At 60.9% G+C, this 20,878-nt stretch carries 16 protein-coding genes; 9 read left to right on the top strand and 7 right to left on the bottom strand.

From position 1 onward, the window contains the following. Window positions 1-30: 30 nt before the first annotated feature. From gnd to KI811_RS01835, 3 genes are read right to left on the bottom strand one after another with little or no spacing between them, the layout of a single operon-like run. The gene (gene gnd, locus KI811_RS01825; RefSeq protein WP_214184779.1) at window positions 31-1,041 is read right to left on the bottom strand and encodes a phosphogluconate dehydrogenase (NAD(+)-dependent, decarboxylating); all 1,011 of its coding nucleotides are present in this window, start codon (window positions 1,039-1,041) and stop codon (window positions 31-33) included. Window positions 1,042-1,044: 3 nt separating this feature from the next. Beyond that, the gene (locus KI811_RS01830) at window positions 1,045-1,497 is read right to left on the bottom strand and encodes an RpiB/LacA/LacB family sugar-phosphate isomerase (protein ID WP_214184780.1); all 453 of its coding nucleotides are present in this window, start codon (window positions 1,495-1,497) and stop codon (window positions 1,045-1,047) included. Between the two features lie 60 nt (window positions 1,498-1,557). Next, window positions 1,558-2,130 carry a thioredoxin fold domain-containing protein gene (locus tag KI811_RS01835; RefSeq protein WP_246551220.1) on the bottom strand — a complete coding sequence of 191 codons (573 nt, stop codon included), beginning with the start codon at window positions 2,128-2,130 and terminating at the stop codon, window positions 1,558-1,560. A 298-nt stretch (window positions 2,131-2,428) separates the two neighbouring features. Between KI811_RS01835 and ycaC the strand changes: the two genes are divergently transcribed. Continuing rightward, window positions 2,429-3,052 carry an isochorismate family cysteine hydrolase YcaC gene (gene ycaC, locus KI811_RS01840; RefSeq protein ID WP_214184782.1) on the top strand — a complete coding sequence of 208 codons (624 nt, stop codon included), beginning with the start codon at window positions 2,429-2,431 and terminating at the stop codon, window positions 3,050-3,052. Window positions 3,053-3,218: 166 nt separating this feature from the next. On the opposite strand, the gene KI811_RS01845 is transcribed toward ycaC, so the two are convergent. After that, complete coding sequence (locus KI811_RS01845) at window positions 3,219-5,120, bottom strand: GMC family oxidoreductase (RefSeq protein WP_214184783.1); 1,902 nt, start codon at window positions 5,118-5,120, stop codon at window positions 3,219-3,221. Window positions 5,121-5,144: 24 nt separating this feature from the next. Beyond that, complete coding sequence (locus KI811_RS01850; RefSeq protein WP_214184784.1) at window positions 5,145-7,607, bottom strand: c-type cytochrome; 2,463 nt, start codon at window positions 7,605-7,607, stop codon at window positions 5,145-5,147. 498 nt (window positions 7,608-8,105) lie between these two features. Between KI811_RS01850 and KI811_RS01855 the strand changes: the two genes are divergently transcribed. Beyond that, window positions 8,106-8,579 (top strand): VOC family protein, encoded by a 474-nt coding sequence (locus KI811_RS01855; RefSeq protein ID WP_214184785.1) that lies wholly within the window; start codon window positions 8,106-8,108, stop codon window positions 8,577-8,579. Window positions 8,580-8,603: 24 nt separating this feature from the next. On the opposite strand, the gene KI811_RS01860 is transcribed toward KI811_RS01855, so the two are convergent. Beyond that, the gene (locus tag KI811_RS01860; protein ID WP_246551221.1) at window positions 8,604-9,902 is read right to left on the bottom strand and encodes a BamA/TamA family outer membrane protein; all 1,299 of its coding nucleotides are present in this window, start codon (window positions 9,900-9,902) and stop codon (window positions 8,604-8,606) included. 579 nt (window positions 9,903-10,481) lie between these two features. On the opposite strand from KI811_RS01860, the gene KI811_RS01865 reads away from it, so the two are divergent. The 7 genes from KI811_RS01865 to KI811_RS01895 all read left to right on the top strand — a co-directional run bounded on the left by KI811_RS01865 (window position 10,482) and on the right by KI811_RS01895 (window position 19,110). Beyond that, window positions 10,482-10,973 carry a cytochrome P460 family protein gene (locus tag KI811_RS01865; protein ID WP_214184786.1) on the top strand — a complete coding sequence of 164 codons (492 nt, stop codon included), beginning with the start codon at window positions 10,482-10,484 and terminating at the stop codon, window positions 10,971-10,973. A gap of 62 nt (window positions 10,974-11,035) precedes the next feature. Then, window positions 11,036-12,328, top strand: coding sequence for an esterase (locus tag KI811_RS01870; RefSeq protein WP_214184787.1), 1,293 nt, complete (start codon window positions 11,036-11,038; stop codon window positions 12,326-12,328). Between the two features lie 26 nt (window positions 12,329-12,354). Continuing rightward, entirely contained in the window at window positions 12,355-14,625 is a 2,271-nt protein-coding gene (locus KI811_RS01875; RefSeq protein ID WP_214184788.1) for a phospholipase D-like domain-containing protein, read from the top strand. Between the two features lie 374 nt (window positions 14,626-14,999). Beyond that, complete coding sequence (locus tag KI811_RS01880) at window positions 15,000-15,338, top strand: hypothetical protein (protein ID WP_214184789.1); 339 nt, start codon at window positions 15,000-15,002, stop codon at window positions 15,336-15,338. Between the two features lie 12 nt (window positions 15,339-15,350). Further along, entirely contained in the window at window positions 15,351-16,448 is a 1,098-nt protein-coding gene (locus KI811_RS01885; protein ID WP_214184790.1) for a PD40 domain-containing protein, read from the top strand. Window positions 16,449-16,464: 16 nt separating this feature from the next. Next, a complete protein-coding gene (locus KI811_RS01890) occupies window positions 16,465-18,312 on the top strand; it encodes a hypothetical protein (protein ID WP_214184791.1) in 1,848 nt (615 codons plus the stop codon). 60 nt (window positions 18,313-18,372) lie between these two features. Then, window positions 18,373-19,110: a PEP-CTERM sorting domain-containing protein gene (locus tag KI811_RS01895; protein ID WP_214184792.1), complete on the top strand. Its 738-nt coding sequence runs from the start codon at window positions 18,373-18,375 to the stop codon at window positions 19,108-19,110. An 89-nt stretch (window positions 19,111-19,199) separates the two neighbouring features. Here the strand turns inward: KI811_RS01895 and KI811_RS01900 are convergent, their stop codons facing one another. Continuing rightward, window positions 19,200-20,837 (bottom strand): ABC-F family ATP-binding cassette domain-containing protein, encoded by a 1,638-nt coding sequence (locus KI811_RS01900; RefSeq protein WP_214184793.1) that lies wholly within the window; start codon window positions 20,835-20,837, stop codon window positions 19,200-19,202. Between the last annotated feature and the right edge of the window lie 41 nt (window positions 20,838-20,878).

Genomic DNA, 20,878 nt, shown 5'->3' on the forward strand with positions numbered 1-20,878 from the left:
GCCATCTACCCCTTGGGCATGCTCAGACAGTCAGGACTTTTCCCGGTGCCCCCCGAATTCATGGCGCATCGCGGACAGGAGCCGATTGGCAAAGTCGTCCTCGCCGCGGGAGCTGAAGCGCTCGTAGAGTGCGGAGCTGAGCACATGGGCCGGGACCCCCTCGTCAATGGCGGCAGCGACGGTCCAGCGCCCTTCCCCCGAGTCCGACACCCGCCCCCGGAACTCCTGCAAATCAGGGCTATCGAGCAGTGCCGTCGCGCTGAGATCGAGGAGCCAGGAGGAAATCACGCTTCCGCGCCGCCAGACCTCGGTGATATCGGCGAGATCGAGGTCATACTGATAGAAGTCGGGGTTACGGAGTGGGGCCGTCTCGGCATCGGCACCCCGGCCCTCTGTGCCGGCATTGGCATGGCGCAGGATGTTCAACCCTTCTGCATAGGCTGCCATCAGGCCGTATTCGATCCCGTTATGAACCATTTTGACGAAGTGCCCTGCGCCGCTCGGCCCACAGTGGAGATAGCCACGTTCGGCGGTCCCCTCTCGTTTCTCGCGGCCGGGAATACGCGGCGCCGCGCCGATGCCGGGCGACAGCGTTCTGAAAACCGGGTCGAGCCGCTCCACAGCCTGTTCCTCTCCGCCGATCATCAGGCAATAGCCCCGCTCCAGTCCGAATATTCCCCCGCTTGTCCCGACATCAACGTAGGTGATTCCCTGTGCCCGCAGCTGGTCGGCACGCCGGATGTCGTCCTGGTAATGGGAGTTGCCGCCATCGATTACGATGTCGTTGGCCGCCAACAGGGGAGTAATGCGCTGGAGCATCGAATCCACCACGGCGGCCGGCACCATCAGCCAGACCACCCGCGGCTTGAGGAGTTTGGTGCAAAACTCTTCGATTGATCGCGTACCCGATGCCCCCTCGCGCTCCAGCGCCTCGACCGCATGGAGATCCAGATCGTACACGACGCACTCATGTCCCCCCTTCCGCAGGCGCCGCACCATGTCCGCACCCATACGCCCAAGGCCAATCATGCCAATTTGCATCGGTTACCTCCCGCGATGTTCCAGGGTCGCCACCTTGGCCAGGCGGCGACGGTGGCGCTCGGCCCCGCTGAAGGTGGCGGCGAGGAAGGTTCTGACCAGCTCCCAGGATTGGGCGTACCCCACCACCAGACTGCCGAGGCAGATGATGTTCATGTCGTCGTGCTCCACCCCCTGGTGGGCGGAGTAATCGTCATGAATCAGGGCCGCCCGTGCGCCGGGGACCTTGTTGGCGGCAATGGATGCCCCCACGCCGCTCGAGCAGAAGGCGATCCCCCGATCCAGCTTCCGTTCTCCAACCGCTTGTGCCAAAGGAATGACGAAATCGGGGTAATCATCGTCCGGGTCCAGCCGTTCAGCGCCGAAATCCGTCAACTCGTACCCCGCCTCCCTGAGGGCGGCAGCCATCCGCTCCTTCATGGTGAAGCCGCCGTGGTCGGCGGCGATGCCTATCCGCATGGTCGTCACTCCTGTCCGCTCTTCAGAATGAGCGGCGTCAGGTTTCAGGGTTATCCCCTATTATTTCTTCAACAACCTGTAGGGATCTGCCCTTGTCAGCCAGGGGCTGCCGGGATATTCGGCTGCAAGTCGGTCATAGATGCCGATCAGGTTTGCCACGTCATGGGTCTCGATGTAGCGGGCGACGCCATTCAGGTAGATGGCCTCCGGTGCCAGGGAATTTTTCGGGTAATCGGAGAAGATCCTGCGGAAACAGTCGCAGGCGGCCTGACGGTCTGGCTGGTTGAACCGGACTTTCCCCATGCCGAGGAGGAGCGACGGGATGAGGTCCGCCGGCGGATAGAAGCCGAGAGTGCGGTAATGCTCGTCTCCTTGTGCATCGAGAACGATGATGGTCGGCGTCCATTTGATCTTGAATTGGGGGCCGAGCACCGGGTCGTCAGCCGGAATCCGCACGGGTATGAGGTTGTCGTTGATGAATTTGATGACAGATGCATCGGGGTACGCGACCGCGTCCATTTGCTTGCAGCCGATTCAGCCGGGGTTGAAAAAATCGAGGAGTACGAGCCTGTTTTCCCTGCTGGCCCTTGAGAGTCCTTCCGCAAGGGAGGTGATCCATTCGATCTGTGCCATACTGTTCGCTCCTTTCAATCATAGGTGGATTTGCGACTTCCAGGCCGCCCGCGGAAAAGGGCCGGCCATCCGGTGCACGTCAAAGTATACCTCCACCTGCAACTTTTTAAATGAAGTCACCTCCATCCGCTGTGAAGGACAACCCTGTGAACCGTTTATTGGCGCAGGCACCTCAGAGTCGTTTAACCCATTGAGTACGTTGACATAGTCGCATCCGGTGATACGTTTGAAACACTTCGAGGCAAGTCTGACCTAAACCCTCAACGCCGGATCGAATCACCCTCAGGAGGAGGAAACCATGAGCACTCCATTCACGTACAACCGACTGTCAAAGAATGATGCCGCATGCCTGCTGGTGGACCACCAGGCGGGCCTGATCTCGCTGGTGCAGGATTTTTCCCCCGGCGAGTTCAAGAATAACGTCCTGGCCCTGGCAGCCAGCGCGAGGTACTTCAAGCTGCCGACGATACTGACCACCAGCTTTGAGAATGGCCCCAACGGGCCGCTGGTGCCGGAAATAAAGGAGATGTTTCCCGACGCGCCGTACATCGCCCGCCCCGGGAACATCAATGCCTGGGACAACGAGGAGTTCGTCAAGGCGGTGGAAAAGACCGGCCGCCGGCAGCTGATCATCGCCGGCGTGGTGACCGAGGTCTGTGTCGCCTTTCCGGCCCTTTCCGCCCGCGAGGCGGGCTATGACGTGTTCGTCGTCACCGATGCCTCGGGCACCTTCAACGACGTTACCCGTCACGCTGCCTGGACACGGATGGCCACCGCCGGGGTTCAACTGATGAACTGGTTCGGCATGGCCTGCGAGCTGCACCGTGATTGGCGCAATGATATCGAGGGGCTGGGCGCACTCTTTTCCGAGTACATCCCCAACTACCGGAACCTTATCACGAGCTACCTCGCCAAGAAGTAGCATGGTGGCGTTGGGCTGGTTGTGGAAGGGTAGAACGTCCCCCGAGGTTGCCGACAAACAGACCGCCTCGGGGGAGACGAAACGTGGCTTCCCCCCCGCCTCCCCGGCGCGGGAGTGCGCTGCGCAGGTCAGGGAGCAGTAGAAGGGGTTCTGCGCGGCATACCCCTCACCGCGCATCCTCGATAATCACATCTGAAGCCTTTTCGCTGATCATGTAGATGGCCGTCACGATGAAGTAGCCGGGTATTTTCGGAAACGCGGAGGCGTCCACGACCCGCAGCCCCTGGGTCGTGCGGACCCGGAAGCGGCTGTCGAGCACGGCCATGGGGTCGTAGTCGTTGCCGATCTTGTTGGTGCAGGAGGCGTGGTGCCCCCATGCCTCGTTCATGATGAATTCGCGGATCTGGTCGTCAGTGGCGCAGGCCGGTCCGGGGATTTCCTCTCCCTTGATCACCCCTCGGTCCGAGAGCCGCTCGTTCATGGAGCGAACGAACCGGACGCCGCTGAGCACCGCGTCCAGGTCCGGGTCGTTGGGGCGCTTGCCGTCGCCGAAATAGCGGAAGTTGATCGTCGGCCGATCCCACGGATTGGTGGAGGCTAGCTGCACACGCCCTGTGTTCTGGGTACGGGCCTTGAGGATGGCCCAGGAGAATCTGTTGCCGTAGTGGCAGAAGTTCGCGGAGTAGCCGGGCTCGTACCCCTTGAAGTAGCCGGGGAGGCCGAAGATGTAGAGGTCAGGATCGGCCAGCTCCGCGCTCGATTTCTTGATGATGCCGATGAGCGAACCGTTTGAGGCATAGACGCCGGTGCCGTCCTTCTGCCACTGAGCGAACAGTTCGTCTGCCTCCTGCCCCGGCCCGGGAGGAGCGAACGTCCCCCCCTGAAGCAGCTCGAAATCATGGGCGAACTCGGAGACCACGCAGACTTCATAGCGGTCCTGAAGATTCTCGCCGACCCCCGGCAGATCGGCGATCACCGGGATGCCGAGCCGCTCCAGTTCGGCGCGCGGACCGACACCGGAAAGCATCAGGAGCTGCGGGCTGTTGAAGGCGCCGCAGGAGACGATGATCTCGCGTTTCGCACGGACTTCCGACCTGGGGAGGGATGGAGGGTCTGCGATCCGTTGCGGGTCGGCCCCATAGACGTGTGCCTTGTCAATATATTCCACCCCCACCGCCCGTGTTCCCTCAAAGAGTATGCGGGTCGCGAGCGTATTCGTCATAATCGTCAGGTTGTCGGGAAACGCGGTCAGTATCTGGCGCAGGTACTCACGGGGGCCGTTCCGTTGGCCGTTCTTCACCGCCAGGGGGGTGATCGCCAGCCCTTCGGGGTTCTCCGTGGCGGTTCTGATGTCGTTGGGGTCGAAGCGCGATTCGATTCCCGTTATCAGGTGTCCGACATGATCATGAAGGACCTCCTTGACGCATTTCAGCACCGTGACAAGGAGCTGGGAATCCTTCAGGACCAGATCGGGATCGGCCGTGCTCGTGGCGAGCCACCCTCCGAAACCATGGGACTTGCCGGATTCGAACCAGTCCAGGTCCCCCTTGACCACGTCGATGAGCGACGAGAGAATCCCCCTGATGACGGCCTTCGGCGACCCCGGGGGAGGAACGTAGCTGCAGTTTTCGATGCGGGTGAAGTAGGAGCGCATCTTCTCGCCCTGCCAGGAATCGTCGCCGGTGATCCGGGCGATGTAGTCCCAGTCGCTATCCTGGGGGAGGACGGTGATCATGGCGTTGTGGGCGGTACATCCCCCCAGGGCACCGGCGCGGGGATACCACACATGGTCCTTACCGTCCACGCTCACCTTCTTGCTGTCTTTTGACTGCTGGGCGTCATCGGTGTAGTGGCGGACGAAGTAATCCCATTCACACGGCTTGTATTCGGTGGAGCATCCGTGGAAAATCGGCACCTCGTACATGAGGCGTCCCGTTTCGCTCTCCGCGCAGTGGTCTCCGCCGGCCTCCATCAGCAGCACCTTGAAGCCCGCCTTGGCGAGATTGGCTGCCAGCGGCCCGCCCCCCGCCCCCGAACCTACCACGATGTAGTCATAGTCAGCACCCATGTTCACCCCCCGCAGGGACTCCGTTCAGAAGGTCTTCAGGAATTCGATGAGCGCCCGCTTGTCCTGGTCGCTGAGCGCCGGTTCGTCCGTCATGTAACCGGTCCCGAAATAGTGGCCGCGGTTCACCACGTAATCGGGGCACTTGCTCATCTCCATGAGCTGCCCCACCACATCCGCGAAGACCTTCCGCCCCTCCTCATCGCTGGCGTCCTTCGGCAGCGCCTTGAGGTCATGCTTGATCTTCAGGGCGAGCTTGAGGAGCTTCTTCCGGTGGGCGATGCGCCCCTTCAGGTCAAGGTCGTCGGGCATCATGTTCAGGCTCGCGAGAAGGCCCACCGGCGTTCCCGCCGGGATCGGGCCAATCTCGATGCCGCCGCCGCTGAAGATGTACGGAAAGAACCGCTCTCCGAAATTGACGAGCCCCTTAAGCCCACCGGGCACATAACCGGGGGCGACCCGAAGGAAGCTGCGGGTGGTGGTCCGGTCGATGGTCCCCGGAACCTTGTCCCCCAGCATCGAGTCCTTCTCCCGCTTTTCGGGCCAGAGCATCTTCTCGATGGAATCCTGGAACGATTCCAACCTCGCCGCCACCGACGGGCTGGGGTTGAACTTGCCAACGCTGTTGTTCAGGAGGAACGGTGCCGTAGACCAGAGGCTGACCAGGGACGCCGGGCGGGTGTAGCCCCGTCCTCCCCCCGGCATCTTGTACCGGCCAGGCTCGCCGGTCATGGGGTTGTAGACCGTGATAGTCCCCACCGACGGGAGCTCCTTGTAGGTTTCGGACGAGAAGTTGTCCCAGATGTTGTTCCTGATGGCATTGGTCGCCAGGGGACTGCAGGCATTGGTCTGGAGGAGTGTCACCGGGACCCGGAACTCGGCGGAGAGGAAGTTGTTCTCCAGGAAATCGGGGGCGGTGACGATGGCGCGCATCTTCGCCTTGAAGTCTTCAGTCCTGGTCCACTCCCAGTACCGGTTCCAGCAGTCAAGGTAATCCGTTCCCGCGCACCCTCCCGGATCGAGCCCCGCGGCCGGGGTCGGCAGCTTGCTGGAGTGGCAGCGGGCGCAGTTTTCGGCGAACACGACCTTTCCCCGTTCCAGCACCGCGGCGTCCGTGGTCAGGTAGGCGCTCCCGCCGGGGGCGTCCTTCAGCTTGTGGGGGGCGGTGCTCTTCAGGAAGAAAAGCGCCATGTTGGGGGTCTGCGCCTCGGTGGCCTGCCAGTATACCGAGTTTTTGCGGGCCACGGCGATTTCGATCGGCGTGATCGGTTTTCCACCCACGAGCGCGTTGAAGTGGAGGAGCCACTCCTCGCTGAAGAGGCCGATGTTGAGATAGACGCGGTTCAGGGCACCGAGGGCACCCACCGAGTCCGAACCGTCCTTGAGGACCCGCGGCGTGTAGACGATGGCCGGGGGGACAAAGAACGCCGCCAGCGGGGAGTCGGCCGGCACGTAATCATTGAACTGCCTGTTGTCGAGGCTTCCGCCGGCAAGGGTCTCCTTGCCGAAACGTTTTGCCAGCTCAAGGCGGGGGCCCAGGTAATAAACCGCATTCATGGTTCGCGGGTTGTTGATGCTGTCCGTGGAGACCAACGAGGTGTCCAGGGTGCCGGGGCGGGCGGTGTGGAACAGTTGGAAAACGAAGCTGGTCGAGTCCGCCTGCCAGTCGAAGATCCGGTCGACCCAGAAATACTGGGCGCCGACGTTGGAGGAGAGGTTTTCCCACTTGGGGTTCTCCGGGTCCGCAGGGGGATTTACCGGGTTCATGCCCACATGGCAGAAGGCGCACGACATGCCGACCCGGTAGGGGCGAATCAAGTCCCGGGAGTTGTAGTAGTCCGGATCGGTGTAGTACCGCACCGGGTCCCATTTGCTGGCCGCTTCCCCATCGAAATCGGGATTCGGGAAAAGACGGAGCCCGACGATCCCCGTGGGCCAGCCATAATAGGAACCGGCCGGCAGGTTGCTGCCCCGGGCACCGAGCTTCACGCCGGGATACTTGGCTTCGTTTGCGAAGGGGTCGGGAGGTTGATTGGGAAGGCGCCGGTCGAGCCAGAGCCCGAAGCGCTCCGGGTCCGGCCCGGCGGCCTTCTCGAAGCCCGGCTCATTGACAAGGCCAAGGTAGTAAAAGCGGTTGTCCCGACTGGCCTTCAGGCTCGGGTGGGACGAGATGACCTTCAGGAGATCGAGGGCGCCGAAGCTCTTCACGGTCAGTCGGTCCCACAACCGGTCATTGCCGCCGGTCCAGACGATCCAGGTGTTCCGTCCCTTGATCTCTTCCGGCGTCAGGGGGATGCCGCCGTCCATGTCGTGGAAATAATCCTCGTCGGCGGCGGGAAAGGTGTCTGCGGTTCGATCAGCCTGTTTCGCCTCATCGGGTACGGTGCCAGGCTTCGGCGTCCTGTGCAGACACCCGGACGTAACGGCAAGACAGAGCCCCATGACCGCCAACCTGTTCAGAAAACCACGATTGCGCACGATTGTTTTCATGATTTACACCCCTTGCGCCCTTCCGCGAAGCGCTCTCTCCGCGGTTTCGGTGATCAAACTAAAAGAAAGGCTATCATATTCCGGGAGATATCAAAGAGGGTTACCGCAATCATTCCGTGAAGTTGCGCTGTAAAGGCATCCATCGGATAATTTCACGTCCCACCAACCGGATGATTCCGAAGGTTAGAGGAAAAAAATACCTCCAAATCCTTGCGGCGAAATCTCCTCGAAATATACTTGCCAAAGACTCAGGACGAGTCGGCCCCGGTGCTCGACGCACGAGGCGGTATGACAGGGATGCCACCATGTAATTCCATTCTCCTCACACCCTCTCCGATGTTTTTTCCCTCTGGTCAGTAACCCGACCGCTTAATCCCTTTTCTCTGTACTACCACCAGCGTGATCAACGACGACCGGGTCCGCCAGCGACCCAGGAAGACAAAATCGTAATACAACCCCTTTTGTGGCAGAGCTTCCACGCAAGAAAGGAGAATCACCATGACAAAACCTGTTCCCGAAGGATTTCAAACCGTTACACCGATGTTCATAGTCAAGGACGCCCGCAAGGCCATAGATTTCTACAAACGGGCATTTGGCGCGGAGGAGCGCTTCGTCATGCCGGGGCCCGACGGCAAGGGAGTGATGCACGCCGAGGTTCGGATAGGCAACTCGATCTTCATGATGGGAGAAGAGCATCCGCAGGAGGCGTGCAAAAGCGCGGAAACCCTCGGCGGCTCTCCCGTCAGCTTTTACATTTATCTTGAAAACGTCGACGAGGCTTTCGGGACAGCGCTCGCAGCAGGCGCAGAAATCCAGATGCCGGTCGATGACATGTTCTGGGGAGACCGTGCCGGTACCGTACGGGATCCCTTTGGCCATAGCTGGACTCTAGCCACCCATATCAAGGACCTGACTCCGCAGGAAATCCAGCAGGGCGCGCAGGCCTTCTTCGCCCGAATGACGCAGAAGTAGCTAAGCAAGCTGCCTGAAAGGAGGCTAGAACGACTTCGACCATTGGGCGAGAAAGCTGCTCCCCCCAACGCCGTTTCGCAGGATGCGGGTGTCGTAGGTGTATTCCAGGTAGAGCTGGGAATCCCAGGGGAGGCCGCTCGTGAGGCCCAGCGAGAACGCCCCGCTGTAGTCGTGGGTGAAGTCAAGGCGGGAGAGCTTGAGCCGGTCCTGCCGGAAGAAGGGGCGGTTCACCTCGGCAACGGTCCCCCGCAGGTGGAGGTAGAGGAAGAAGAGGAGCTCATAGCGGTATTCGAGGGAGGCGATGACGAAATCCGAAGCCGGAAACTGGTTGAACATGGCCCCCGGATACCAGTAGCGGTAGAGGTCGTCGGTCTCGCTCGGGAACGGCCCGCCCCCGATGCGGAAAGCGGAGAAGCGGTCGATGGTGTCTTTCGGCGCGAAACCGCCGTGGAGGATACCGATGAGGCGGTGGCGTTCCGAAAGGCCGGGGATGCCGGTGGCCCCGGTTAAAAAGGCAGAGACCTTGAGAAAGTCCCGGGTCCTGTCTCCCCTAAAGACGGTCCCCCCAAACGTGTGGTCGCTCCAGTGGTTTCGCCTTCCCAGTTCGAGCTCGATCCCCCCGGCCCACCCCTCGTGGGGGAGTTCCATGATGTTGCGCCGAATAGAGTCATAGTCGACACTGAGCCTGAAACCGTGAACGAACGTGCTCGGGGGGAGCTTCACGTCTGGTCCGGTATCGGACACCCTTCCCGTGTAGAGATAGCCGGCATTGTAGAGGAGCTGCGCCCTCAAGGCGTTGTCCGACTGAAACGGCTCCACCGGGAGCCGATACCCCACCCCGACGCCGCCGTTGAAGCTCCCGTAGATGATGGAGGTCGACTTGATTTCCTGCCCGTCGATGATCTCGTCGGTGGGAAAGGGGACGGTGTTGTTGTCCCAATGGCCGAGGAGCTCGAATCTGCCGAAGTCGCGCGCCACGTCAAGCTCGTTGACGAAGCCCCCCACGACGGCCCGGGAGCGCCACGGCTCCTTGTTTTTCTTCCAGTAGAAGGCGCCGAAGGGAACACCCCAGTCGCTTCCCACCTTCGGGGAGAAAAAGACCCCGCCAAGGGTAAGAGAGCGGACGTAGTCCCGGTCCCTGGCCGGGATGTCGAACGCGTGCCCCCACAGCTCCCCGCTGAGGGGTTCGCCGGCCAGAGGGGTGCGGTACTCTGCCTCTTCGGCGCAGGTGACCGTTACCGGGGCAAGAACGGAGAGGAGGGCGCAACAGGCGGCAACGGCGCACATCTTCACCCTGGCGATGAGAGGGGATCCATGGTTCATGGGAACAGGGGACATCCTTAAGGGGATTGAGCGGGGACTCCGATGGTCGCCCGGTGTCCAGAGTGTAGCACATTCCCGCGTTTTTTCAGGTCGGGCGAGGGACGGCAACGTGTGCGGGCTGATTTCATAACTCTTGACAACCGGCATTTAGCGGGTTCTAATTTGTCAACTTTCACCCGATCACCCTACTCCCCTGACGTCACGGAGGTATGAATCTTTATGGGAAAGATAATGATCCTGGTCTTTATCGTTGGCGTTTTGCTGATGGGCATTTCAAAATGCAGTCACAAGACAAGCAATTCCGCAACCTCTCCCACCAGTCCATCTAGTACGGTTTCTCCTGCCCCCCGTTGAGTACTTGCCCACGGGAGTTCAGGCGATATACTTTTCACCATCCTGCGATGAACGCTCAGGACGAGCCGGCTCCACGCGTGAAGCGGTCGGGGTTTGCCAGGGACGGCACCGGATTTTCTCTTTCCCACACCTTCCCCGGCCTCTAACGCTTTCCTTCCTGCTTCCGCCGCCCTGAATTCACCACGTAGGACACCATCCTCCCCCAACCTGGCGCCGGAGGTGCTTATGAAAACCATCGTTGGAACCCTCATCGTCATGCTGTTGCCGGCCCTTGCCCTGGGGGAAGGCCGACCGGTGGCGCCCAACGGCATCCCCCTGATCGAGGGGTACCGCAACTGGCAGGTGATCGCGCCCTCTTACCGGGATGACAAGGGGCACATCCGGCTTATCTTCGGCAACGGCACGGCCATTAAAGCCATGAAGGAAGGGACGCGCCCCTTCCCTGACGGGACGGTGATGGCAAAGGTGGCATGGACCGCAGTAAAGCACCCGAAGTTCCCGGTGGCCACCATCCCCGACAGGTTCGTGCAGGTGGAATTCATGGTAAAGGATGCCGCGAAGTACAAGGCAACGGGAGGGTGGGGATTTGCCCGCTTTGTGGGCGAGAATCTCAAACCTTACGGCAGGGATGCCGGTTTTGTTCAGGAGTGCTTCGGCTGCCACACGCCGGTAAAGGGTAACGACTATGTGTTCACGGGGTTTGCCTCTGTCCCCTGAAACCGTTATGAGATTGATTTCTTATCGGAATAAACCATCCCGCAGATTCCGGAGGTACTCGTATGAAATTGTTTTCCAAGGGAATTATCGGCCTGGCGCTCGCCGCCCTCCTGACCGGATGTGTCGGCAACGACCAGTACCGGACCTCGTATGAGCCCTGTAACTCCGCCCAGAAGGGAGCCGATTGCAGCAAATCGTCCCTCGAACAGAACGACGAATACCTTCTCGGTTTCGTGGAGTTCGACGACCAGGGGTGGTTCTGGGACAGGAAGCAGGCCGATACGCTGATCAACCGCCTCCTGGAGAAGGATGCGCTGGAATCCGGCCTCCTCATGGTCGTCTATGTTCATGGATGGCGGCACAACGCCTCATTCGACGACGACAACGTGGCGTCATTCAGGGAGACGCTCAAACGGATCTACTCCTACGAGCACCTTGCCAGCCAGAGCGAAGGGCGGCCAGAGCGGAGGGTGGCGGGGATCTATGTGGGCTGGCGGGGGCTCTCCGCCAATGTGGAGCCTTTCAGGACCCTCTCCTTCTGGGACCGCAAGAACACGGCCGACAAGGTAGGCCACGGCGCCCTGACCGACCTCCTGGTGCAGCTCGAAGGGGTACAGTTCTCCCACCTGAAGGTTTACGACTCGACCAAGAGCAGGCTGGCCCAGACCAAGCTGATCATCGTCGGCCACAGTTTCGGCGGGGAGATGGTCTACTCCGCCCTCTCGCAGATCCTCATCGACCGCTTCACGGGGGATGCGGAGTCGCCGCAAACCTTCGGCGATCTCGTGATCCTCGTCAATCCTGCCTTCGAAGCATCCCGCTTCGCGCCGCTCCACGACCTGGCCGGGGTGAGAAAGTGGTATGCCGACGGGCAGCTTCCCCTCGTGGCGATCTTCACCTCGGAAACGGATCAGGCGACCAAGACGGCATTCCCCATTGGGCGCACGCTCTCGACTCTCTTTGAAAAATACCGTCCCGACGGCAGCGGGCAGAAACAGGCGGACCGGCACACCGTGGGGCACTTCGAGCCGTACCGGACCCATGAGTTGCGCCCGCGCCCCGAGGCCGAAGCGGCTCCGCCCCCAGCATTGGAGACAGCCGAGAAGAAAGTGGCCGATGTACGCACGGCCAAATCTTTGCGCCAGCAGTGGATCGACCTTTCGTCCCGCAACGGATGGAACCTGGATTTGGGGAACGCCAGGCTTACACACCTGGGGAAGTCGGTTCCCCGCAACCCCTTGTACGTGGTGGCGGTCGACACGCGGATAATCAAAGACCACGGCGATATCTGGAACCCCCAGTTCCTCGATTTCATGCGGCAGTTCATCCTGTTCACGACCATTGTCGAAGAATAACTGCGATTAACTAACGGAGGCCCCCAATGAAAACCCGTTTCCTCGCCCCCCTGCTCATCGCCCTCGCCATGACCGGCTGCGCCACCCAGAAGCAGGCGGGCCTTCCCCTCGACACCGTCACGCAGGCGGCATCTGCCGGCCCCCTCTCCATAACCGAGGCCCAGGTCATCACCGACAACGACGCGGCGTTTCTCTCCAAACTCCGCATGGTCCGGAACGCGCAGCGCTCCATCGACATGATGTACTACATCTATGCCGATGACCACAGCTCGTCGGTGCTGACCTCAGCCCTTATCGACGCGGCCCGGCGCGGGGTGACGGTGCGGCTCCTCGTCGATTACCATACCAACTACAAGCACCTCGACCTCTTCTCCCTCATGGAGAAGGAGGGGAACGGGAACCTCCAGGTGCGGCTCTACAACCGGCCGACCCGCAACATCGTCAAGGACGCCGTCTATCTGACCATGGGATGCTCTCCCGAGACCGCGGCGGCCAGGCCCGAGGCGTGCAGCGCCGAGAAATTCGCCGCCATTGACAAGCTCTTCGCCGACGAGACGATCAACGGCAGGCCGGCGGCGGAGCGGAACATCTCCAACCTCGACATCGGCAATTCGGGGCTTTTCCTCTCGGGCCTCTACTCGAAGCGGGGCGACGTGATGGCGCTCGCCGTTCAGAGCGGACAGCATATCGACGCCCAGAGCCTGAAGGATGGCGCATCCACAACCACTCCCGAGCAGGAGGAGCAGTTGAAGCGCCTCGGCAAAGCCTACTGGGAGTCGCGTACCGGCGCGCCGTTCCAGCGGCTCGCATCAAATGCGGAGCTCTTCTTCGCCTTCGCCATGTACGGCGGCCAGCTCAACCCCATCAAGGAGACCGTCACCTCGCTCCTGCCGGTTGACAGGAAACTCTCGGACGACGAACTGCGGGACTGGGACCACCTGACCGACTACCTCCACCACAAGCTCCTCCTCGTGGACCGCAGGGAGCTCCAGATGGGGGGGAGGAACGTGGAGAACTCCTACCACATGCGGCCCAACCCCCTGACCAGCAAGTACGTCTTCATGGACACCGACATCCATGCCCTCCTTTCACAGGGAGGCGACGCGGTCGCCACGGCGTTCGACAGCCTCTGGAATTTCGACACCATGGTGGCCACGCTGGCCGAGGTGCGCCAGCATGCCCCCAACGACTTCGTCATCGCCATGAAATATGCCGAGAAGGCCTGTGACGGGGAGACGGGGAAAGCGGAGCGCGATGCCTGCATCAAGAAGGAACTGGAGGGAGCCGCTCCTTCCCTGGACAAGCGGATGGCCGACTGCCGCACGACCATGGAGGAGAACGCCCGGGCCTACAACGAGACCTACCTCCCCACGATTCCGAAGCAGCCGTCGCAAACCTTTGCCGTGGATAGCGGCAGTGTCCTCGCCTATCTGGAAAACATTCCGTTCAACAGGGCGCTCCCGCCGGAGAAGCGGGTACGGACCTACGGCGCCCCCGTCGGCGACGAGGCGAAGAGCGGAAAGTACATCCACGACGTCTGGCTCAAGGAAATTCCGGCCGTCTGCGCGGCTGCCACCCCCGATGCCCCGAAGCGGCTCATCCTCCATAACGCCTACTTCTTCCCCGCCGCCAACCTCACCCATGAGCTGAGCCGGATGGTGAACGGCGATTACGACTGCTCCAACGTCACCGTGACGGTCCTCACCAACTCCATCCAGACCACCGACCTCAACGTGGTGAACCTCGCCGCCCGCCACGCCCTCAAGGCGTTCACCGAGTTCTACCAGCAGCAGGGGGACCCGGCCAAACGGGCTAAATTCGACTACTACGAGTACCAGCCCCGGCCCGATGAGCCCCTCTCGCTCCACACCAAGGTCTCCGTGTTCGGGGACGACGTCACCATCGGCTCGGCCAACGCCGACGTCCGCAGCTTCATGATGGACAGCAACAACGTCATGTTCGTCCGCAACGCCCCCGGCTTCCTCGCGGAGTACACCGCCTTCGTGCAGCGGCTCCTCGACGATCCGGCAAGGACAAAGAAGCTCAACGACTATTTCACCGCCACCCCCCGCGACACGATGCTCCAGGAGGACCTGGCCACCTTCCGGCAGATCCTGGCCAAGTACGGTGTCGACAAGAAGCTGAACGAGGAGCAGCGGAAAGAAGTCGAGGCGCGCTTTGTCCAGATGCTCAACGACGCCTACGAACTAACGAAGGGATCCATCGACACCGGGAGCAGCGCGGCGAAGCGGCGGGAGAACCAGGACACATTCAACGGGGAATTCAAGCCGATCTGAGATCGGAAAGGAGATTCAGTTGGCGAAGTGACGCATCCTGACGATCTTCACCGGACTTCAGTAAACAAACCCCCTTTCCCGGAATAGCCCGGGATTCTCCTCCGCAACGACGAATCCCCCTCTGCCAAGGGGGATTCGTCGTTGCAGATCTATGTTCAGCGGGAGTTAAGCCGCTTTTCCCCAGGCAACATCTCCTGACCGTCCGATTTCCTACAGAACACGTCGATTTTCTTTACACAATTTTCACCACACATCCCAACTGCAAAGTGATTACGGGCAATTACACCAAAGGAACAAGAAATGCAAACTCCTTAAATGTTGCACATAAAAGGCCACGCATTTTATCAATCACCCGCCGCAGAAAGGAGATCAGCATGAACACATGGATAAAATGGTTACCTGTTTTTCTGTTGACCATCGGCTTGGCAACCGGCCAGGCAGCCATGGCTGCAACGGCCTGGGTGTCAGTTCCCTCAACCCCCGATATTTCGGGCAAGGTCACCATTACCGGCGGCAACCTGGCAACCGGCAGTCAGGTCACCGTCCAGATCGTTGACCCGAACGGAACCGCGACCCGGCAGGTGGAGACCGCCGACAACAGTGGCGCCATCAGAGTCGAATTCCTTCCCGGCATGCCCGGCGGCTACCTTGTAACGGTTATCGACCAGGGTGGCAACGAAATCGGCAAGGGCTCCTTTGGCTACAGTAAGTAACGTGGAGGCACCGTGAGCCCGATCCTGAAAACATCCATTGTAACTCTGTTGGCAACAGTCTCTCTCTCCTACGGAGCAGATGCGGCCACCACTGTCGAAAAGGTCCTGTTTGTCTCCAACCGCGACGGCAACGCGCAGATTTACATCATGAATGCCGATGGTTCAGGGCAGCGCCCCCTCACCCGCCCTCCTGAAGAGAACACGGAACCGGCCTGGTCCCCCGACGGCTCACGCATCGCTTTTACCTCCTACCGCGACGGCAACGCCGAGATTTATGTCATGGACGCAGACGGCACCAACCAGAAGCGCCTGACATCTGACAAATTCTCCGACAATGCTCCAACCTGGACCCCGGATGGACGCGTCATCTTCCGTTCCAACCGTGACCGGTGGACCAATTTCTATGTCATGGCTGCCGATGGAACCGGACTGAAGCAGCTGACTACTACCCCGGTAGACAAGGGAACGCCGGTCCTTTCGCCCGATGGCGGGTGGATAGCCTTCGTGGTTCATGGCGAGACGGGAAGCTCGGAAATCCATGTCATGCCGGCAGCAGGTGGAGTGGCGAAAAACCTCACCGGATCCCTCTCAAAGAACAAGAAAATGACCCCCTCCTGGTCTCCCGACAGCAAGCGCCTCGTCTACACCGAGGCCAAGGATCTAGCCTTGAACATCCGTGCCATTGACCCCGACGGCGGCAATCCGGGCACGGTCACCGACAATGTCTACTCCAACGCATTCCCTGCCTGGGCCCCCGACGGCAAGCGCATCGCCTTCGTTTCGAGCCGCGAAGGGACCCGCACTGAAATGGCCCGGGGCGACATCTACGTCATGAACGCTGACGGCACCGGAACCACCAACCTCACGCACAATCCCGACGAGGACAACTATCCGGCATGGTCCGCGGACAGCCGCACCATTTATTTCGTCAGCCTGCGCAACGGAACGGCCCAGATATTTTCCGTTCCCGCCGGCGGAGGAGAACAGCGGCGACTGACAAACAACAAAGGGCACGACGTGATGATCCGGCCGCAAACCCTGGCGGCTCCGAGTCCCCGGCCTGAAACTGCGAAGGACACCATTACCGCCGACCAGTCGCCCGCACACTGACATCAAGGAGCCAACCATGAAACGAGCGATTATGAAATCTCACCCGTTCAGACCACTCATCCTCCCTCCCATCGTCCTCGCCCTTGCCCTGATGGGAGGAAACGCTCTGGCTGCAAGCCAGACCTACACCCTGGACGCCGACTTTGATCTTGGGGCCATGACCGGCGTCAACCACACCGCTCCCAACAACAACCAGCTGCAGCTGAACATCACCGGCACCAGTTTCCCGGTTCTCTGGATCGCAAACGCCGGCGAGGACACCCTCTCCAAGGTGGACTCAACCCAGATCGGCGGCTCGCCGGGGCGCGAGATCGCCCGCTACCGCACCTGGTTCAACTCCGGCAACCATGCCCATGACGCCTGGAACGGACCGGCGCCATCCCGCACGGCGGTAGACGCCCAGGGGAACGCCTACGTACTGGACCGCTGGTTCGGCGGCTACCCGACCCTCTTCAAGATCCTCAACAACACCTTCATCGACCGCAACGGCAACGGTGTGGTCGACACCTCGACCGACGCCAACAACAGCGGCACCATCCAGCTCAGCGAAATGATGCCCCTGGTGGACAACAATCCCGCCAACGGCATGATCGATTCCGCAGAAATCCAGGATGAGCGGATTGCATGGGTCAAGCGGGTGCCTGACGGAACCTACACCGGCAGCGGAAGCACCCCCATAACCCGCCCCAACGGCATCGGCCGCGCCCTCTGTATCGGCACCGACGGCAACCTCTGGGTAGGGCTCTACAACAATTACGAGTATTACAAGATCAGTTCGGTTGACGGACACACCATCGCCGGACCGGTGGCAACGCAATATCCCAACTATGGCTGCCTGATCGACCAAAACGGCACCCTGTGGGGGGCTAACTGGAGTTACGGCGTGTTGACCAGGATCGCCAACACGGGCAGCGACACAGGGCCGTACACGGTACGGAACATTCCCATGCCGAATGCGGTATACGGACTTGCTCTGCGGCGCGACGCCGCCAACGTAACCCACGTTATCATGGGGGGCTCCTGCAACAGCTACGTGGAGCATATTGACGATGGAACCAACAACTGGACCAAGCCTGCCACCGTCAACTACTGCACCTACGCCGTGGGCGCCGACAACGACGGCAACATCCTTGCGAGCAAGACCGGTGGCGGCGTCGTGAAGTTCAACCCCAACGGCACCGTCATCTGGGACAAGGGGAGCCAGGTGGGAGGCTCCGACAGCCGCGGGGTCATCGCCGATGCCAACAACGACATCTGGCAGGTCCATCGCCAGACCAATAACATGGCCAAGTACAAAGGTACCGACGGCAGCTTCCTGGGAGTTATCCCCATCGGTTTCGAGCCCTACACTTACAGCGACGCATCGGGCACCGCGGCCCTGAGCATCACCACCAAGACCGGCAACTGGGACGTCGTCAAGGATGGCGGCGCGGCAGGCACCAAGTGGGGGACAGTTTCATGGAACGCCACGGTTCCCACAGGAGCCGGCGTGACCGCTGAAGCTCGCACGTCAGACACTACGGCAGGACTGGCCTCCCAGGTCTTCCAGCCGGTCACGAACGGCACACCGTTCACCATGACCGGTCGCTACATCGAGGTAAAGGTTACCCTCAACGCCAACCCCCAGAACCAGTCTCCGATAGTGCAGGACGTGACCGTAGCCAGCACCGTCCAACTCAAATGTGACGTGGACAAAGATGGCGACATCGACCAGGCCGACCTGTCCCTGATCAGCAGGGCGCGGGGCCAGCGGGCAACCGGTCCCGATGACCCGCGGGATTCCGATGGCGACGGCCTGATTACCCCGAACGACGTAAAGCGCTGCATTCCGCAATGCACAAGGCTGAACTGCACTGTCCAATAGCGGCCGAGCCGCTCCCGGCCTCCCCGGGGGCGGCGCCACGCGTACCAAAGGAGTGATACCATGAAACATCTTATCCGTGCCGTATCTGTACTGCTGCTGGTGCTCCTCACCGGTGTCGGCGCCCAGGCCACCCCCCTCTCCGACCTCTTCAACGGGGGCTCCATCACCGCGGGCGACAAGCTGTTCGACAACTGGCAACTGCGTTACTACGACACATCGGATCCCACACGCAACTTCAACGCTGCCAACATCGACGTCACCCCCCTGACCGACGGAGGCACGAACCCGGGCCCCGGCCTGCAGTTCACCGTATCCAACAGTGAACTCTCCGTGACCGGCGATGGGATATATGCCTACGTCGACCTGATGTTCGGCTTCCGTGCCACGGTTCTTGATCCCACCATGAGAATTGTGGGGAACTCTCTCGAGTTGACTGATGGTTCTGTGACAATGACCGGGGATAATGGTTTCTACATTCACGAAGACATTGGAACCACGGCGGGAGGAAGCAATCTGGGGACAAAAAGTGTGGAATTCAGCTGGTTGGACTCAAGCCTCATCGAATCCCTATCCGACTCAGCCACCTTCGCCCAGCAGTCCGGAGTATGGGTAACCAAGAACATCGTGGTGTGGGCCACCTCAACCGCGGAAACGGCTGACCTGGCAGGCTTTGAGCAGCGCTTTGCCCAGGAAGCGGGAGGGAATCCCAATGAAGTCGTTCCGGAGCCTGCAACGTTTGCTCTGATGGCCCTTGGACTTGTCGGGGTTGTGGTGGCACGACGCACGAAAAAACAGTGAACCGCTGATCGAGCTGAATCCTTTCGCAACGAAAAAGGCAGCCTCATGGGCTGCCTTTTTCGTTGCCGTAAATTCAAAGACGCTGCAAATTACAAGCTCGCCTCCACATGGCCATGGTAGAGCTCGTCCCGTTCCCGGGCCACGCCGGCATCCTCCAGGAAGTCGTCAAAGTTCATGACCCGGTCGATGACCCCACCAGGGGTTAGCTCCACGATCCGGTTCGCTGCGGTGGAGACGAACTCATGGTCGTGGGAGGCGAAGAGGACCACCTCAGGGTAGGCGATGAGCCCGTTGTTGAGGGCGGTGATCGATTCCAGGTCCAGGTGGTTGGTGGGCTCGTCCAGGACGAGGACGTTGGCGCCGGTGAGCATCATCCGGGCCAGCATGCAGCGGACCCGCTCGCCCCCGGAAAGGACGGAGGTCTTCTTGGTGGCCTCGTCCCCGGAGAAGAGCATCCGCCCCAGGAAGCCCCGGGCAAAGCTCTCCCCCTCAGCGGGGGGTGAGTACTGGCCAAGCCACTCGATGAGGTTCAGGTCCCCCTCGAAAAAGGCGCTGTTCTCCTTGGGGAAATAGGAGTAGGTGATGGTCACCCCCCAGCGGAAGGTGCCCGCGTCCGGCTCCAGTTCCCCGGTCAGAATCTGGAAAAGAGTGGTCTTGGCCTGGCTGTTGGCCCCCACGAAGGCGATTTTGTCCCCCTTGCGGACGATGAGGTCCAGGTTGTTCAGGACCTGCACCCCGTCCACGGTCTTCGAGAGCCCCTGGATCTCCAGGATGATGTCGCCGCAGGCCCGCTCGGGCTTGAAGACCACGTAGGGGTACTTGCGGGAGGAAACCGGCATCTCCTCCAGGGTCAGCTTCTCCAGGAGCTTCTTCCGGGAGGTGGCCTGCTTGGCCTTGGAGGCGTTGGAGCTGAAGCGCTGGATGAACTCCTTCAGCTCGTTGGCCTTTTCGGTGGACTTGCGGTTCTCCTCCTGCTTCTGGCGCAGGGTCAGTTGGCTCGCCTGGTACCAGAAATCGTAGTTCCCCACGTAGACCTTGATCATGCCGAAGTCGATGTCGGCCACGTGGGTGCAGACCTGGTTCAGGAAGTGGCGGTCGTGGGAGACCACGATGACCGTGTTCTGGAAGCGGGAGAGAAAATCCTCCAGCCAGGTGATGGACTTCAGGTCCAGGTTGTTGGTGGGCTCGTCCAGGAGGAGCACGTCGGGGTTGCCGAAGAGGGCCTGGGCCAGGAGAACCCGCACCTTCTCCCCCGGCTCCAGCTCCTTCATCTTTTTGTGGCGCAGTTCCTCGGGGATGCCGAGGCCGTTCAGGAGCACCGCCGCTTCGCTCTCGGCCTCGTAGCCGTTCATCTCGGCGAACTCCCCCTCCAGTTCCGCCGAGCGGATCCCGTCCTCCTCGGTGAAATCCCCCTTGGAGTAGATCTCCTCCCGCTCGGCCATCACCTTGTAGAGCCGCTCGTGCCCCATGATGACGGTATTGAAGACCACCTCCTCGTCAAAGGCGAACTGGTCCTGGCGGAGCACCGCGATCCGCTCGCCGGTGCCGATGGATATCTCCCCCTTGTCCGCCTCCACCTCGCCGGCAAGGATTTTGAGGAAGGTTGATTTCCCGGCGCCATTGGCGCCGATGAGGCCGTAGCAGTTGCCGGGGGTGAACTTGATGTTGACGTCCTTGAAGAGAACCCTCTTGCCGTAGGAGAGGGTAACGTTCGCTGCGCTGATCATGCTTTGTGTGACTCCTTTTGTCCGCTGGTAAAATAAAAAAC

It is taken from the genome of Geobacter hydrogenophilus (genome assembly GCF_018501225.1).
GTDB classification, from domain to species: Bacteria; Desulfobacterota; Desulfuromonadia; order Geobacterales; family Geobacteraceae; genus Geobacter; species Geobacter hydrogenophilus.

What these genes read in the sequence shown, in the direction of transcription:
- KI811_RS01875 (WP_214184788.1), top strand. Translation starts at nt 12,355, where the DNA reads ATGAAAACCCGTTTCCTCGCCCCCCTGCTCATCGCCCTCGCCATGACC.
- KI811_RS01900 (WP_214184793.1), bottom strand. Translation starts at nt 20,837, where the DNA reads ATGATCAGCGCAGCGAACGTTACCCTCTCCTACGGCAAGAGGGTTCTC.
- ycaC (WP_214184782.1), top strand. Translation starts at nt 2,429, where the DNA reads ATGAGCACTCCATTCACGTACAACCGACTGTCAAAGAATGATGCCGCA.
- KI811_RS01845 (WP_214184783.1), bottom strand. Translation starts at nt 5,120, where the DNA reads ATGGGTGCTGACTATGACTACATCGTGGTAGGTTCGGGGGCGGGGGGC.
- gnd (WP_214184779.1), bottom strand. Translation starts at nt 1,041, where the DNA reads ATGCAAATTGGCATGATTGGCCTTGGGCGTATGGGTGCGGACATGGTG.
- KI811_RS01895 (WP_214184792.1), top strand. Translation starts at nt 18,373, where the DNA reads ATGAAACATCTTATCCGTGCCGTATCTGTACTGCTGCTGGTGCTCCTC.
- KI811_RS01830 (WP_214184780.1), bottom strand. Translation starts at nt 1,497, where the DNA reads ATGCGGATAGGCATCGCCGCCGACCACGGCGGCTTCACCATGAAGGAG.
- KI811_RS01880 (WP_214184789.1), top strand. Translation starts at nt 15,000, where the DNA reads ATGAACACATGGATAAAATGGTTACCTGTTTTTCTGTTGACCATCGGC.
- KI811_RS01865 (WP_214184786.1), top strand. Translation starts at nt 10,482, where the DNA reads ATGAAAACCATCGTTGGAACCCTCATCGTCATGCTGTTGCCGGCCCTT.
- KI811_RS01855 (WP_214184785.1), top strand. Translation starts at nt 8,106, where the DNA reads ATGACAAAACCTGTTCCCGAAGGATTTCAAACCGTTACACCGATGTTC.
- KI811_RS01860 (WP_246551221.1), bottom strand. Translation starts at nt 9,902, where the DNA reads ATGAACCATGGATCCCCTCTCATCGCCAGGGTGAAGATGTGCGCCGTT.
- KI811_RS01870 (WP_214184787.1), top strand. Translation starts at nt 11,036, where the DNA reads ATGAAATTGTTTTCCAAGGGAATTATCGGCCTGGCGCTCGCCGCCCTC.
- KI811_RS01850 (WP_214184784.1), bottom strand. Translation starts at nt 7,607, where the DNA reads ATGAAAACAATCGTGCGCAATCGTGGTTTTCTGAACAGGTTGGCGGTC.
- KI811_RS01890 (WP_214184791.1), top strand. Translation starts at nt 16,465, where the DNA reads ATGAAACGAGCGATTATGAAATCTCACCCGTTCAGACCACTCATCCTC.